This window comes from Pseudoalteromonas sp. MB41 (assembly GCF_020966275.1).
Taxonomy (GTDB): Bacteria; Pseudomonadota; Gammaproteobacteria; order Enterobacterales; family Alteromonadaceae; genus Pseudoalteromonas; species Pseudoalteromonas lipolytica.
The window spans coordinates 1-15501 of record NZ_JAJJZF010000028.1; the positions used below are offsets into that span (position 1 = coordinate 1).

The 15501-nt window shown below is 36.7% G+C and carries 10 protein-coding genes and 1 pseudogene; 2 read left to right on the top strand and 9 right to left on the bottom strand.

Annotated features, from left to right (window positions below):
- Both tnpA and LPA49_RS19050 read left to right on the top strand, forming a co-directional pair.
- Positions 1 to 242, top strand: a 242-nt coding sequence (gene tnpA, locus LPA49_RS19045) for an IS200/IS605 family transposase (RefSeq protein WP_230237491.1), incomplete at its 5' end; no start/stop codon positions are given.
- Between the two features lie 1125 nt (positions 243 to 1367).
- Complete coding sequence (locus LPA49_RS19050) at positions 1368 to 3194, top strand: diguanylate cyclase (RefSeq protein ID WP_036973798.1); 1827 nt, start codon at positions 1368 to 1370, stop codon at positions 3192 to 3194.
- 42 nt (positions 3195 to 3236) lie between these two features.
- Here LPA49_RS19050 and LPA49_RS19055 read toward each other — a convergent pair.
- From LPA49_RS19055 to LPA49_RS19095, 9 genes and pseudogenes are all read right to left on the bottom strand, one after another.
- A pseudogene (locus LPA49_RS19055) lies at positions 3237 to 3719 on the bottom strand (GGDEF domain-containing protein); the annotation flags it as partial.
- A gap of 212 nt (positions 3720 to 3931) precedes the next feature.
- Entirely contained in the window at positions 3932 to 4438 is a 507-nt protein-coding gene (locus LPA49_RS19060) for a hypothetical protein (protein ID WP_155950870.1), read from the bottom strand.
- A gap of 357 nt (positions 4439 to 4795) precedes the next feature.
- Positions 4796 to 5839 carry a TraU family protein gene (locus LPA49_RS19065; protein WP_036973794.1) on the bottom strand — a complete coding sequence of 348 codons (1044 nt, stop codon included), beginning with the start codon at positions 5837 to 5839 and terminating at the stop codon, positions 4796 to 4798.
- The gene (locus LPA49_RS19070; RefSeq protein WP_155950869.1) at positions 5839 to 5988 is read right to left on the bottom strand and encodes a hypothetical protein; all 150 of its coding nucleotides are present in this window, start codon (positions 5986 to 5988) and stop codon (positions 5839 to 5841) included. The genes LPA49_RS19065 and LPA49_RS19070 overlap by 1 nt, the downstream gene beginning before the upstream one ends.
- The gene (locus tag LPA49_RS19075; RefSeq protein WP_036973793.1) at positions 5985 to 7163 is read right to left on the bottom strand and encodes a TrbC family F-type conjugative pilus assembly protein; all 1179 of its coding nucleotides are present in this window, start codon (positions 7161 to 7163) and stop codon (positions 5985 to 5987) included. Before LPA49_RS19075 ends, LPA49_RS19070 begins: the two co-directional genes overlap by 4 nt.
- A complete protein-coding gene (gene lepB, locus LPA49_RS19080) occupies positions 7150 to 7650 on the bottom strand; it encodes a signal peptidase I (RefSeq protein WP_051501951.1) in 501 nt (166 codons plus the stop codon). The genes LPA49_RS19075 and lepB overlap by 14 nt, the downstream gene beginning before the upstream one ends.
- A 480-nt stretch (positions 7651 to 8130) precedes the next feature.
- Positions 8131 to 8445 (bottom strand): helix-turn-helix domain-containing protein, encoded by a 315-nt coding sequence (locus LPA49_RS19085; RefSeq protein ID WP_036973979.1) that lies wholly within the window; start codon positions 8443 to 8445, stop codon positions 8131 to 8133.
- A gap of 74 nt (positions 8446 to 8519) precedes the next feature.
- Entirely contained in the window at positions 8520 to 8852 is a 333-nt protein-coding gene (locus LPA49_RS19090; protein ID WP_036973792.1) for a type II toxin-antitoxin system RelE/ParE family toxin, read from the bottom strand.
- 274 nt (positions 8853 to 9126) lie between these two features.
- A complete protein-coding gene (locus LPA49_RS19095; protein ID WP_036973791.1) occupies positions 9127 to 14718 on the bottom strand; it encodes a hypothetical protein in 5592 nt (1863 codons plus the stop codon).
- Positions 14719 to 15501: the final 783 nt, after the last annotated feature.

Genomic DNA, 15501 nt, shown 5'->3' on the forward strand with positions numbered 1-15501 from the left:
TTGCTGTATCGAATTTGGTTGGCAAATTAAAAGGGAAGTCGTCATATATACTAAGGCGTGAGTATTGGAATCGGATTAAGACGATGCTTTGGGGAAATCACTTTTGGTCGCCTAGTTATTGTGTCGTGTCATGCGGCGGCGCGAGTTTGGATGTAATTAAGCAGTACATTGAAAATCAAAACACACCGCCAAGTGAAAGAGCCGTAAAAACTTCACGCGCTTTAAGTCAGAAAAAAGACTAGTTACCTCTTGCTTGACTCGCCCTTGAAAGGGTGAGATTGCGCAAGCCTAATGTTCAAAACCTCTATAGCAGAGGTTAGACAAGTAGTTGAGCAACAGGATTTACCTGATGTTCATTGGAAACTGACAGCAGAAACTGCTGAATATAGGGAGTCTTTAGCAATAGAAAATGCTCGACAAGAACATAATGTCACCTAATAGCTAAACCTCTGTTATAGAATACCAAACCAGCAAAGTATAGAAGCACAAAAAGCAAATCCAGCGTCATTCTGGCTAAACTAGGATACAAAAGAAAAAAGCATACAAACTTAGGGATGAAGGTGAGTTTGTATGCTTGGGTATTGATAATCAATTAGGAAATTGCTGGCTCAATAATTTATGAAATACACTTTAAATATAGAGGCTGTGCTTATTATTGTCAAACTTCCATACTTAAAAATTTTTCGAAACTTTATGAGCCCCCCTTATTCGACATTAAGGTGGCGCCCATAAGTGATTCACTTCACACTGTTGTTTCAATAACTCCATGTTTTTAATATTAACTTTTTATAGGTGGAGTAAAAAAAACCGAAACAAGTATAAGCTTAATTTAATATTAAAATTAGATAAATCTAGGGGGTATCGCTCAATTACCTAGTAATTTTTTGCTAAAAACAAATTTTCCCAAATGAGTCCCTAAATATGTAAAGCTAACGAACGCAATATGAGCTTATATAAAAGGAGCTACCCTTACAACACTTTCAACACTTTCAACACTTTCAACACTTTCAACAGCCGGAGTATCTAGAGGTCGCGCAGCTTCCAAAAAATTAGCTAAGCTAAAACCATTGTTCTTTCTGATCCAAGGCTGGAATTTAGCTATACTACAGACGATAAAATTGTGTATCAGTTTCTGATAGAGAGTTATTAAAGTTTCTGATAAAACATTGGAATTTGTGTTTTATTACGAAAAGTCGCTGAAATTAAGCAAATCTTTGATGGAATCTAAAAGGCAGCAGAAAACCAAAACCTTTCGAGTTTTAAGCTTCTCGTAATTGTTATTATTGAACAACTTTTATGTTAACCTCAATTAAAAATAATAACTAAATTTTAGTAACGGAATAGTAGTTGATGGAGTAACAGTTTAAATGTTAAGGGTTTTATGCTTTGTTCTTTTTTCTGCCAATTTAACCGCCAATGAAGTAAAAAATGAAATAGATAAGGTTCTTTATGGCTATACCACCTTCTCTGAGTCGAGAGCTATTTTAGAAAAGTTAGAACAAGGAATGCCATATAAAAATGTGCTTGATGATGCGCGAGTAATGGCGTTTAAGTGTTGGTTTTCTGATGTCACTACATCTAATGGGCTACTCCATTACAATGACTTTTTAAATAATGCAAAGTCAATAATTCATAACTCAGGTAGCGAAATATTAAAACAAAACCTCACAGTCTGTGAAGCTTTCCAAGAGTACAACCAAGGCAATTACCAATTAGCCACAATACTTTTAACCCCTATAACTCAAAACTCTGCAAACACGCAAAACCCTGAAGAGCTAAACGGCATTGCTAACGCTAGTACAGTACTCAATCGTATTTACTTAGCCCAAGGAAACTATGAAGATGCATTCCATGCAGCGCAAAAAGCCTATCAGCTATTTGAAAAATCAGGAAATAGCTATGAACAAGCTCTTGCCCTAAAAGAAATAGCAGATATTCATATTGCTCTTTACAACTTTGATCTAGCAATTGAACAACTGCAACGCTCTGCAACCGAATTAGCCAAATTTAATAAACAAGAACATTACAAAGTAATCGATCAGATCGCTTTTGCCCATGAAAAAAGCGGAAATCTCCCTAAAGCTATAGAGTTGTATCAGTCAATCAAAAAAGATGTAAGGTCTTACGAAAGCGATAACGGTTATGCTTATGTATTGATAAAATTAGCTGAGTTGTACACCGAACTAAACCAGCTCAATGCTGCAAAGTCATATTTAACCGCTGTTGATAAACTTAAGATAGATGATAGCTGGATCACAACACTACTAACTATGACACAAGCCCAATGGCACTTAAAAAGCAATAATCTAAACGCAGCTCTCACTTTATTTAACAAGTTACAAACTAAGCAAAACTCATGGCCGGTCAGTTTTAAAGAAAGGTATTTAAGCTTTGCCTCATTAATTGCTGAAGCTACAAATGATTCCTTATTACACATAAATGCTCAACAACAACTAATAATAATAATAAAACAAAAGCAAACAGACATAGCCAATAACGCCCTTATATCAGCACGTCTAAACTTTAACTTTGAACAACAGAAGCGTGAAATAACTCGTCTAGAACAAGCTTCAGCTCTGCAAAAAGAGTTACTAACAGTGGCTGAAGATAAAGCCTTTTGGCAGCGCTTAACACTCATTATTGCCAGCGTATGTTTAATCCTATTTGCCATTTACAGCTTTAAACAAGTCCGCCAAAAAAAGTATTTTGAAGTACTCGCCTTAAAAGACGAACTTACAGGCATAGCAAATCGCAGAGCTATCATTAATTTAAAGCGAAGTGTCATGCAAAAAAACTTACACAATAAGCAAGTAAGTTCACTGATTTCTATTGATATTGACCATTTTAAAGCTGTAAATGATCAATACGGCCATGATATTGGCGATGAGCTTATCATTTCTGTCGTAAATACCATTGTAAGCACAGTTCGCTGTTCAGGTATGGTGGGACGAGTCGGTGGTGAAGAGTTTTTGATTGTGCTTGAAAACCAAACTCTCGAAAATGCAAAAGACATTGCGGGGCGAATTAGGCATTCAATAGCAGAAAAACAACATACTTCTTTGGGTATTAATTCAACCGTAAGCATTGGTGTTATTGAAATAACCCCGCATGAGACTGCTGAACAGGCAGCAAAACGTGTTGATCTGAACTTATACAAAGCCAAGCAAAATGGCAAAAATAGTGTGGTAGTTTAACTTTTGCTTAAGCTAGACATGTGAATATTGATCTAAGCTAATTTAAACAGTCACACGTTCAAGGTGCCCCATAATAAATTGATTTTTACCTGAGCTTTTAGCTTTGTACAAGAGTGTATCTGCTTTTTCATACAACAGCTCAAAATGATTAGCCTCAACACTACCTTTATCAAGGCCTACACTTATAGTAACTTGCGTTAGATTTTCGTTTAAATCTGAAAAATCGAGTGCGCTTACAGAACAAATTAATCTGTGGGAGATCAACTTTAGTTGGTCACTATCTTGTGAAGGGAAAAATATCACAAATTTCTCCCCCACATAACGAGCTACAATATCACTACCACGAACTTGTTCTTTTAATGTTTGTGCTACGCGATGCAAAACCTTATCACCAATATTATGCCCAAAACGATCATTAATAGATTTAAAGTTATTTATATCTGCGATTAATAAAAACCCAGATTTATCATCAAGCTTGTTAACACTTTGATGGAAACCATGACGATTCAATAATTGTGTTAAGGTGTCTAACTCACTTTGTTAATAATGATGTTGATTGGCTCGTTATTTTTTACTAATTGCCATAATGTTAATTCCTGTACAACGGCAAAAACAGCAATGTTAACAAAAAAAATAACATTGAGCCTTGTTTGCTCTATTGCTTGTTTTTGCCAACTTACATCACCTGCAATGCAAAAATGACTGAGCAAGCTTAATATTATTAATAGAGTATATTTTTAGTACGCATTTTTTATTATTATAAATAGCAAAGATCCAAAACAAAATATCGAATGAACTAACAAGCCCTGTACACCGATGCTTAAAAATGAGCCAACCTGCTGTGGCTCTGTTACATCCACTAAAATACCCCAGCTGACTAACATATAGCCAATCCCAAGTACAAGCATGATAGCTGCAATTGTGTAACCTATTAACGAATGAACAATACTTGAAAATAGCAATAACAAGCAAAACGTGATGAACGCAGCAATACTTGTTGCAGGCTCAAACCAAAATGCTGGAGCTTCCAAAAATGAATGATGGGAATTCGCATGCCAGTATTCAGGTAATGCTAAAATCACAAACAAATTAAGCTCGGTCATTGCATTGAGTAGCTGTGAAAAAGTCATACTTGCGACATTATCGGTAAATGCAATAAATGTAATGAAACCATCTGCAAGCCAAATACTTAAGTTAGAAATAGCCAGTAGGAACAACATTGCGAGGGTTTGGAATGACAACACGAGGACAAACTCCTTCCTTGAATAGCGAAACTAGAATAGCGCTAGTTTTTACATTTACGCAATATTTCCATCTACTTACAGATCTTATTGCATAACCCCCCTAATGCGCAATGTCACTAATTGATTCATTTTTATACTATGAAGAAGGAAAGTCGCGTATATAGTGTTTTTTTATTCATAACTGACAATACGTGGAGTAATATCTTGTTCAAAGAGCATTTATGGCTGAATAACACTTATCAGAAAATCAAAAATATCGATATTCCCCTCCGCGCTAAAAGCCTTGTCAGAAAAGACTTTCTATTCCATTCTTCTCAGAAACCATTCCAGTTTTGGAACAGAAAGTACAATTACTCACTATTTTGAAGGCACATTAATACCAGAACTAATTACGCAACAGTCATTAAACCGCCACAGTAAATATAGGTAATCTTCAAGACCTGGGATGGTTCTACCACCTGCCGCTGTAGACCATTTATGTTCAGACTCCCCCAATGGGTGACAGCACTTACCATTGGGGGAGTTTATATCAGCTTCAGCTACGGGATGAAGCATCGAAAGCTTATACTGGGATTTGGGGATCATTGGCCAAAACTCGGGTTTACACATTGCATCCTCTCCGATTGTTTTTCTAGCCAACCCCTTTCGGTGCAAACTCGCAAGTACACGTTGTGTCAAAAGAGAAGTTACACGCGGCCCAGACTCACCATGATAAACATTTCCAGTAAATGGATAGAGACTTCCGTCGCAGCCAGCACAACCATATGTAGATTCTTGAACATCTCCTGCTGTAATTGCGGCACAATCCGCAGTACACCACGCTTTTGCAATTGGATTTGCAAATATAAATGCTTCTGGGGATAGTAAAATTGAGAGCAAATCATTGTTCCAAGTTGGATCAATCTCGCTAAGGTACATCAAATCAAAATCTGTATATTCACCACCACATTTAGGCAAATACAAAATTTCCAACATCGCAAATAATGGGTATGAATAGTAATGGTATTGGTACGTTGCCAAGTCTGCACCACCGGAACTTTTAACATCCACTCCAGTCGACAATGAAAATAGATCATCCTGAAGCCTAACTCCCCCTAATGCGGGTGCACACCATGGAACTCTCACATGTTCGACTAATCTAGACGGCTGCCAAAACCCCAGTTGATAGCCAAACTCCGGGATTCCAAGAGCATCATTACAAGCACAAATCGATTGGTCAGGTGCAGCCCCATTTGGTTTTGGACCTACTCCCATCAATCGTACTGGCAAGAAGCACGACCAACAAACTTCATTTATTATGTTGCTAAATACATTCGCGTTATTGCATGCGTTACCTTGAGCTTTTGTTTGCGTTGAAAATAAAGCAACTAAGAAAATAAGGGAAATCAATGTAAAGCGCATTACAATTGGCCCACTTTTGACTCTAACCAATTAAATGCGATTAGAAAGTAATGCCAAGCGGTATCCCAAATTTGCTTTGCTACAGTGGGGTACTCGTAACTTAAATAGATCCCACCCAAAACGCCTAACCCAACTAAAATTAATTTCATTTTTCACTCCAATCGAATTGACGTACCAGTAAATAGCCATTGCTTTGTGTTTCGATTTTGCTTGGTGTAGCTTCCACTTTAAATTTCTCAATAACTTGTTTAGGCAAAATGAAAACTGGTGCCCCAAACTCATTTCGAAACTTACTAAGCTCATCCCACCCTTTGTCTTTATCCATATGGGTTAGATGAATCTGAAACTGTCCTGATATCGATTTTAATTCTTCCTTAACCCAATCAACCTGTGACTTCACATAGGGATCAATTACAAAAATGGTTAAATGCATAGGGTATTGTTTTAAAGGGTTTGTTATGTCGCCAGCTCGAGCCAATATTTCTCCACGGCCATTTTTGATATCTTGAGTTACGCGAACAGTCGTATCTATTAGCCACTGCTTAGATTCATCTGACGTGGGGAGAGGGTAAGTTTTATATTTCTTCCAGAACCTTTCTTTTGCTAAACGTTGCTTCTCAGCCCAATCAATCTTGCCTGCTACAGCTTTCATTTGCTCTATGATGTCAGGTTCGTCAATATTGAATAATTGACCTAATGGTTCAAACTTGAAATCGCCTTGTTTTTGATCAAACTGCTCTTTTGCATATTGCGCATTCAATGTGCCCTGAGCAATAAGATGCTTATTACCATTTCTTATGACGATAGTTGGTACACCGGTTACATTAAACTCTTTAAATCTTAGTGGGTTTATTCCTACATTTGGTTCTACGTTTGATATAGCACTTAATTTCTGAATAAGCTTCATCGTCGATGATATGTGTGTAGCCCCTTTTTCTAACCCTCTAAATAAAATTGTTAGGTTATGCTCTTTGGCCACTTTGAAGGCATCAATAAGTGCTCTTCTGGGCATTGAGAAACTCACAAAAATAGCGCCATCTGTACCTTCTAATAAATCAATTTTATTTTCTTGTTGTGGAAGTGCTCTCTTCATTGTATCACTGGAAATAACAACAGCCTGATCTGCAATTGACTTGGCTAAAGCTATATCGTTTTCTTGAATTGTTGGCTTATCTATATCTTTTAACCACCCATTTTCTTTGGCTTTCTCGACAGCCTTATTCGCAGCGTCTTGAAAACTAGAAACATCATATTTGTTTTTTTGATTGGCACTTACGGAGACTGAGAACGCACAAAGCAAAAGTATCGACTTAAAAAATTGCATATGCTTTCCCCAAAATATCCTCTTCATTTATTGGCCCCCAAAACCTGCTGTCATAGCTATAAATAGTCTCACCAACCATAAAGAATTCATTTTCATTCAAGGTAATTTGTCGCTCATACTCTTTTGGGTTTAACTGTAAGAAATTAATGGCATGCGTCATTCCAGCAATTTTGGATTCGACTCGATTTACAAGCATTTCATTTGGCGAGAACTTGATTTCATCGCCAGGAACACCAGCTGCAATTTTTATGAAGTTCAACCCTTTATCAAAATTTTTATCTTCCTTGTTAAATTTGAATGCAACTAAATCTCCCCTTTTAATATCCTTATCACGATTGTCGACTATGAACATGTGAGCATACAAACATTGCTCTTGAAATGTAGGAAAAGAAAATGTGAAGCGAGCAAAAAATAATTCCGCTAACCAATATAAGCCAAGTAGTGTAAGGCATACTATGACTGTGCTTTTCAACTTTATGCTATTCATAGCTAATTGTTTTTGTGAGAACGTAAATAAATTCTACAGTGAGATTTTTGAGTAATTCTGAGATTTTCTTTCGTATTGAATTTTTTTTGGCGATTAAGAAAGTATTTGTGGTACATTAACGACATACTAAAGTCTCCTCCAAAGAACTCTAGTATAAAAAAAGGTAGCCTTTGGTTGAGGCTACCTTTTTTGTAACTTATACATTTTCTGTCTTAAATGTGCTTATTTAATTAAAGTTTTTAATATCTCATCAATTTCAGAGAATTGAACAATACCATCAAGTATAGGGTTCCTAGATCGTGGAAACTAATTCTAAATTTCTGTGTCCCAAAGTCGAAAGATCTATATGGTCAAGTCAAATCTCTTTCGCTAGTTACTCTATACCCGCAGAGTAGTTTTTGAGGTAACCAGCGATATCTCTCACCGCATTACCTTGAAGTTCAGCCTTTGCTTTAGCACCTTACTTTATGCGTATTTCAATCATTTGTTAGTTGTAACTGCTTCTACAGCCATTGTTAATTGATTATCAGCAAACGCAGGCTTAAAACGGAAACCTATGCGATACAAGCAAGTCATTAGCTTATCAATGCTGAACTTTTCAATTCGCCCATTAACTAAATCGCTCACGCGAGGTTGCGTTAGCCCTAATTGAGCTGCAGCGTCGGCCTGTGACCAATTTTTGGCATTGATAATGTCACGAATGACAATCATCAGATCTGATCGTGTCTGTAATTCAGAGGCTTCTGCTTTATCTTCGGTGATTGCATCAAAGATATTTGAGTATTCAAGAGTCATCTTAAAAACCTTATTGATTAACTTATAAGCACTATATATCAGCAATGATATATATACAAGTGTTGATATATTTTTCATTTAATTTCTTTTTGCATTAGCTTGTACCGCTTCTTTGCAGTGTCCATAGCCTGTTTATCGACTTCGTTAGTCGTCTTGGTAAACGAATGCAAGATGAACACTGTATCTGCAAACTTAGCAACGTAAATCGTTCGATATGCTGGCCTGCCGTTCTCTATTAGCTCAACTGCACCAATGCCTACACTTTCCTTTAAGTGCTTAAACTTGCTAAATGGCTCTTTGTTTTGACAAATAGCGTTTAAATCATTTGCAAAGCGCTTTTGAATTTTATCGGGCAACGCTAGAAACTCTTTTTTTGATTGATTGTTTATAAACTTAAATTTTTTCAACTTCCTAATGCCCTGTCATTTTTATTCTTGAGTATACGCTATTAATGGCGTCTGATAATTGCAGTAGATTACCGCTGTATTTATCTGTCACAACTTGTCTCGATGCATGACCAAACAGATCCTCCACAACACCATGATCAATATTTTTGGCCAAATGGATTACTAACGAGCCGCTCAATAATTTTCAACCTTTCAGCAACATTTGAGCCCAATTAAAAGTTGTTCATTTTTTATGAATATGGCAGTAAAAATAGCTGCCATATTCACATATCATTTAATGAATTGTCTGAGTGATATCTATGAATTCAAAACTATCGTCATAACATCTACCTACAACATAATTTGTGCCTTTTAGCTTATCCTTGCTGAATTGGATAATATTATGAGAATGCGTTAGTAACTCACCATTTAACTGCCATGTAGTCGCAGCAATTCGACCATCCGAGTCATTACAGTTGAGATGTAATTCAAACACTTGATCTGTTTCATGCATATTAATACTTCCGGTTGGTTTCTGATTTGGTATCACGTTCACTTCAAATGACTGCGAACCAGTCTGACCAAACTCAGTTTCAACATCGACGCGGATAGAATGATTGCCAACTGATAAATCTCCAATACTTTCTCTATAACGCTTGCTTTCCATGACAAGCTCGCCATCCAAGTACCATTTATACACTGCAACTCTATCATCTGGATGTGAAAGCCATACACGAGATCTAAGTGATACATCTAGTGGATATCTCAGGTATTCATTACTGAATGTACGCACAATCTCAATTTCTAATGGTGTTGGAGGTAAAACTTCTACAATTTGGCTTACTTCTTTACTTTGTCCCCTGCTGTTTGTAACCCTAAACATGAGATTTTTCATTCCTTCTTGGGAAAACTGCAGAGTAAACTTGCCGTCATCTTGATTTAACACTTTAACTCCGGGTGTTTTTAGTAGCTCATATGCATACTCGACGCCAGGAGCAAAATGACGCTCTAAGCCTACCCATGCAATATGTTTAGAAGGCATATAATTTACTGTAGCTGGCATGTTTAGTTCAATTTCAGGAAACTCGTATGTCCAGCTTTTCACACGAACTCTAGTCTCGTTGATTGTCTCTTGCTTTGACCCCTCTACCCAAGCTTGGAAGGTCAGAATAAAGTTTCTTCCTTCAAGAAGATTTTCACTAAATGTCAGGTCAAATTCACTATCATTTATTACTTTCCCATCCGGTAACACCCATTGGTTTTGAGTCCTACCATTAATAGACTCAGTTCTTGTGAAAGAGCTTCCTTTAATGTGGTGTGTAGAGCCGACTTCGACTAGATCAGGGACATCTAAATCAAAATAGAATCGTGGCGCTCTTAAGAAGTAGTATCGCGCCCTAGCTTCGACAAAAGCTTCATCACCCAAACTACTGTCACTTGCTATCCCGTTATATTTCATTCGGGCATTGATATCTCTTCCTGTAAAGTCATCTTTATAGAATGAGATTTCTGCTGGACCTGAGAACCAAGACTTACGATTATCAGTTGACCACTCGATAACACCATCCCCATTTTGAACGAGGTTATCTCCGTCATACAAAACGAACTTTGCAGCTTCATTAAATAGAACTTCATTAGTTTGTTGAATTAATAGTTCAGGTTTTTCATAACCAACAACTTTTAGAGTACCGCTAGTTGACCATTCGCCTGTAAACTTATTTTCAACTTTAACTCTCAAGTATTCAATTTCTTCGTTTTCATATCGCTTACGCCAACGTAAAGTATCTTTATGTTCTGTAGACTCCCTCCAATCTGAACCGTTACTTGAAACTTCCCACACAACTTTGCCAAGTGATCCAACATCTGCTCGGTCTTCAGGTGAGTAAATTGCTGAAGCTCTCAATGGTATCCGGCCCTTAATTAAGCCATCCTTTAGCTCCCCTTCAATTTTAGTGCCTTTGTACACAATAAAGTATGCACGAGCAGACTGAATATAGTACTCATAATCAGGTATAGGTGTTTTTGCTTTTGCTACTGCAACATAAATTCCACTTTCTTCGCCAATAACTTCCATTGGCATTTTTATGAAGGCTTCTCCTTTCGCATCTATTGTGACAGTTTCTGTTAATGGTTCAGGTATATTTCTTCTGTCATACTTACCTATGTAAACTTCCCATTCACCCATTGAGCTTTTGTCATAAACCCATCCATCGATTCGATTGTAATTCCCAAGGTTGATTTTAGCCGTTACTTCATCGGTAGATAGGATCTGATCATCTTGAAAATCTAGATTAACGCCAAGTGTGCTATCAGGAACGACTAAAGCATAAATGCTTTGGGATGCATTTATTTCTGGCATTCTATGGTACTTAACGTTGTAATCGATAGGGAATACTTCCCATAGATTGCGTTCAACTTCAAAAGGCATATCGAACCTACCAGATGTTCTAAATATTTCACCTGTTCTTGTAGAAGGGTTTTTCGGAAATGTTTGGCTAACCCCTTTGGTGTCGAATGTCATATCTAATGAACCAGGGCTCGATACAGTACCCATTCTGACAATTTCACCACCCGAGTATTCAACTGGATAAAAACCGTTTATAAGTTCTCGCCTTGAGCTAGCTTCAACTGAAATCCCTGTTGGTTCCTGAGAAGAAATCAGTGTCTTTTCATTAGGTATGATCAGCGTTTCACCAAACTCATTAATTATTTCGATATCGCTTTCAATTTCTACAAGCGCTTTGTCTAAATAACCAACAGCCGATGGTGTTCTACCTCGCAATGATATTTCAAAGCCTTCTGGTAAATTAACCCAATTGAATATGCAACTTTTAACACCTTTGCGCGCATATTTAACCGCGAGGTCTCTTTCACTATAGAACCGGCACTCTTCGCCGCTCACTTGTTCAGAATCTAAATAAACCAATTCAATTAGTCTGAACGGTAGATAGTCGTTTTCACGATGCTTTATATCAAACGACATAGGAGCAAAGACAACATTTAGATCATAATTAAATTTATCACCTGAAGAGTTTTTAACTACAACACTAATTTCTGCATTATCTTTTGGTGATAACTGCTGAGTTAAGCCATTAATAGTGACAATACCGTCACCAACAGAATTTAAACTTAATGGCACGCCGTTTGATTGTACACTCTCAATAGTGACACCATTTACGTAGCCATTAAACCCTGCTACTAACAGTTCACTATCAAAGTAGAACTCATCATCTTCCTCCATACTTTGGCTGTTTCTGAAAATAGAAATTGATGGCTGCTTACGAGATAAGAATGCAGCGTTTTTAAATTCTTTTTTATCTGATTTTGAATATAAGTACTTTGAAGTAACCGTAATATCGTAGTGTCCATCTGGTACACTCTGCACATCAGCTGTATAAATAAACTTGTTATTAATAACTTCAGGCCCGGTTAGATTTTTTACTATTACAGTTTCACCTTCAGTAATATTATCGTTTTTAAAAAGAGTAGTCCCGTCAAATTCAAGTTCCTTAAGGACTTCGTGCGAACCACTAACTTTAAACTCAAGTTCAATCGATTTAGGAAGCCACCATGTACCTGATATAGCTGGAGACGGTTTATCAAATACAACTCTCGCTGTTTCGTTCTCAACATCTATAGAAGCGCCTAACAAGCCAAAGCTCAATGGCAAACCACTAGCCCTTGCATTAACTTTTACTTGCTCTACCCGAGAGTATGCATATTCCCAACTAACAACGGCCTGTGAGTTTATTTCTTTATCAGTAAAGTACTTATTAATTGAATTTACCTTAAACTGGTGAGAAACAATGCCATCCTCATAGCCAATGTAATTTTTATTTCCAAGGAAATATGGAGTGATATTTATTGTGCAGGATGTACTTCCAGCATTTATTAAACAATTCCCCAAATTATCGACAATCACCTGTTGTGAATAATTAACTGGCTTTGTAGTGATTGAAATGGCTTTAACCTGAGCGTTTGGATCGTGATTGACGTCGCTATTATTGTCGATCCATTTATTCCCTACATAAATAGAATATTTTGTTAATTCAGGCGCAATTGGGGCCTCGACGTTAAAAGATGTAGTTCCAGATTTGATTAGTGTTTTCTCTTTCTCCGCGCCAAAATAGGCAAACACTTTATACCCAACAGGCACAACTCCGCTCATTCTCAATCGACCTTTCAGAGAAAAGTTATCTCTATCAAGCTCATCCATACCAACCCATTCAAAATAACACTTTCCAGATACATTATTGTTGGTACCAATTGCAACCGCTTCATTGGTCACAATGTCACAGAAACCTGAAAACTTAGTTTGGACTGCTTCAAAACTAGACTCTTTTACGTGAGATACTAATCGACCACCTAAATTGTTAATCTTAAACTCGATTTCATCTTGAACTTTATTTAGTGTGATTGTTCTGGAATATAAATGTCCCAGAGTATCCTTGACCGTAACTTTTATTGTATTTAAGCCATTTTTGAAAATAACAGTGTCAGGTATTGTGGCCACACCAATTTTTGGCTTGTTAAAAGCAACGTTAGAAGAATTAACTTGAATCGATACCAGGTCAACGTCATCTGTAAATGAATTGAAAGTTGAAATTACCAGCTCTTGATTGTATGCAAAGTTACTGCTGTTATTTTGCTTAACACCTGATTTGAAAATATCAATTTTGGGGGCAGTTTTGTTAATTCTTAACCCATTAAAATTTTGGTTAGAAGGGATGCCACTTGAATTTGTGAAAGCCACAGAAGCACCATAATAACCATCTTCAATTTGCGTCATATCGAACGTGTAAACATATGCACCATTTACACTTTCTCTCTTAGTGCTCGTAATAGTCTTATTTGCAGTAACTAGTGAGCCATCTTTTGTATATAGAACATTCCCGCTATAGGTGATGCCACTTGAAATTGTTGGCTGACTATTTCGGCTGAATTTTACATTTAACTCAGATGGGGCCCACCAATCGCCAACAATCTCGCTTGAAGGCTTATTTAAAACGAGTTTAGCTGTGTTATTCGAAACTTGAATTGATTTGCTATTAACGTTTATTGTCTTTGTAGTCGCATAACTAGCAGGCATTGAATTAACCTCAAAAAGGTCAATTTTTGTTGGTTGGTAATTCCAAGGAACAGTTAAAGCGTGTTTGGTGTTACTAACTCCCCAATAACTATTACTCGAATCAACTGACACTTGATAGCTTAAAGAGCCCACTTTATTTGAAATAGCATCACCAAGCTTTATTTCTGAAAATGAAATATCGCATGAAGTAGCGCCACTTACTACTGTACAGCTACCAAGCGATGGTATAGATACCTTCTGACTGTAATCCCTTGCTTCAACATTAACTCTAACTGCAGAAAACTTGTTTGCGGGGTTGTAATTGGTATGGCTACCTACGCTTTTCCATGAGTTTCCAAGCTTAACTGAGTATCTTTGGACAGTGGGCTTAACTGGAGCTGCAAAATTGAAAATAAAGTTTTTTGTATCAACTAACTTTTTAGCTTTTGCTGACCCTGAATAATAATAAATTGAGTAGCCAATACTATTCGGACCTGAATTGGAAGCAACGCCTTCAACTTTAAATCCATCAATTGAATAACCGGCTGTGTTATTCCATTCAAATAAACAATATCCAGCGCTTAAGGTTCCCCCTTGTAATGCTAAATTGTTATCTGTAGTGACAGTACAGTAATCGTCTATAACAGTTTGGCGAGCCTCAAGCTTGAAGTTTCTTACGTTTGAAATAAGTGTGCCTGATTTGTTCTCGATGACAAATTCTGGTTTGTAGACATTCATCGTTCCTTTGATAGTTGTGATAGCAATAGCGCTAAATGAAAACATCAAAGTAGTTAAAGCCGCTGCCTTTAAATAACTCATTATTAGACCTTGTTGGAATTACTCAGAGTTAACTTACCAACTTAGCCAATCAATAAAGCCTGAAAAAAAATTGAAATAGAAGAAAAATTCGTTTTATTAATTTTGGAAGGGAATGATTAAAGAAATTTCCAACCAACCCTAGTCAAACTGCACTATCACATTTAACTTTGTCATTAAAAGCAACAAAGAAAATAGCATACATCGATATGCATAAAGTTGTTTCTGAATAGATTGCAACAGTCTTCCATATGGGAAATTTTGCCATGACTGGATACAAGCTTAACCAAAACACAGTGTAAATTGATAAAGTAAACATAGCTGGTTTAATGATCTTCTGTGGAAGAAGATGTTTAAACTTAACTAAGAAGATTACCAAGAAAATGTAAAATGAAGCATTAAACATTGCCAGTAGCCCTCTGAAGTTCCAAGTGGAAATCCCGAGCCACCAGCCAATTAACAACCAAGAGTAAATTATAGAAAAACACAAAAAGTTATTTTGAAACTAACTTTCAATTTAAGTAAGTAGAAAAGCCCGAACAGCATAAAAAACTTTTCTAGAAAGTTAAGAGATGTGAAGTACAAAAGTGTGTTCCATACATCTCCACTATTGTATAAAAAGAATAACCCTACCTTAGTCGCGCATGAAATAGCTATTGCAAAAAAGAAGCAAATAGCCGAAAGGTTTTTATTGAATATGATTGATTTATAAAACTGAACACTAAAGGCTAGCAAAACTGGTGCGCTTATCACGTAAGCTAATTGATTAACCATTCATACGCCTTT

What these genes read in the sequence shown, in the direction of transcription:
- LPA49_RS19070 (WP_155950869.1), bottom strand. Translation starts at nt 5,988, where the DNA reads ATGAAATTAATTTTAGTTGGGTTAGGCGTTTTGGGTGGGATCTATTTA.
- lepB (WP_051501951.1), bottom strand. Translation starts at nt 7,650, where the DNA reads ATGAATAGCATAAAGTTGAAAAGCACAGTCATAGTATGCCTTACACTA.
- LPA49_RS19065 (WP_036973794.1), bottom strand. Translation starts at nt 5,839, where the DNA reads ATGCGCTTTACATTGATTTCCCTTATTTTCTTAGTTGCTTTATTTTCA.
- LPA49_RS19075 (WP_036973793.1), bottom strand. Translation starts at nt 7,163, where the DNA reads ATGCAATTTTTTAAGTCGATACTTTTGCTTTGTGCGTTCTCAGTCTCC.
- LPA49_RS19050 (WP_036973798.1), top strand. Translation starts at nt 1,368, where the DNA reads ATGTTAAGGGTTTTATGCTTTGTTCTTTTTTCTGCCAATTTAACCGCC.
- LPA49_RS19085 (WP_036973979.1), bottom strand. Translation starts at nt 8,445, where the DNA reads ATGACTCTTGAATACTCAAATATCTTTGATGCAATCACCGAAGATAAA.
- LPA49_RS19095 (WP_036973791.1), bottom strand. Translation starts at nt 14,718, where the DNA reads ATGAGTTATTTAAAGGCAGCGGCTTTAACTACTTTGATGTTTTCATTT.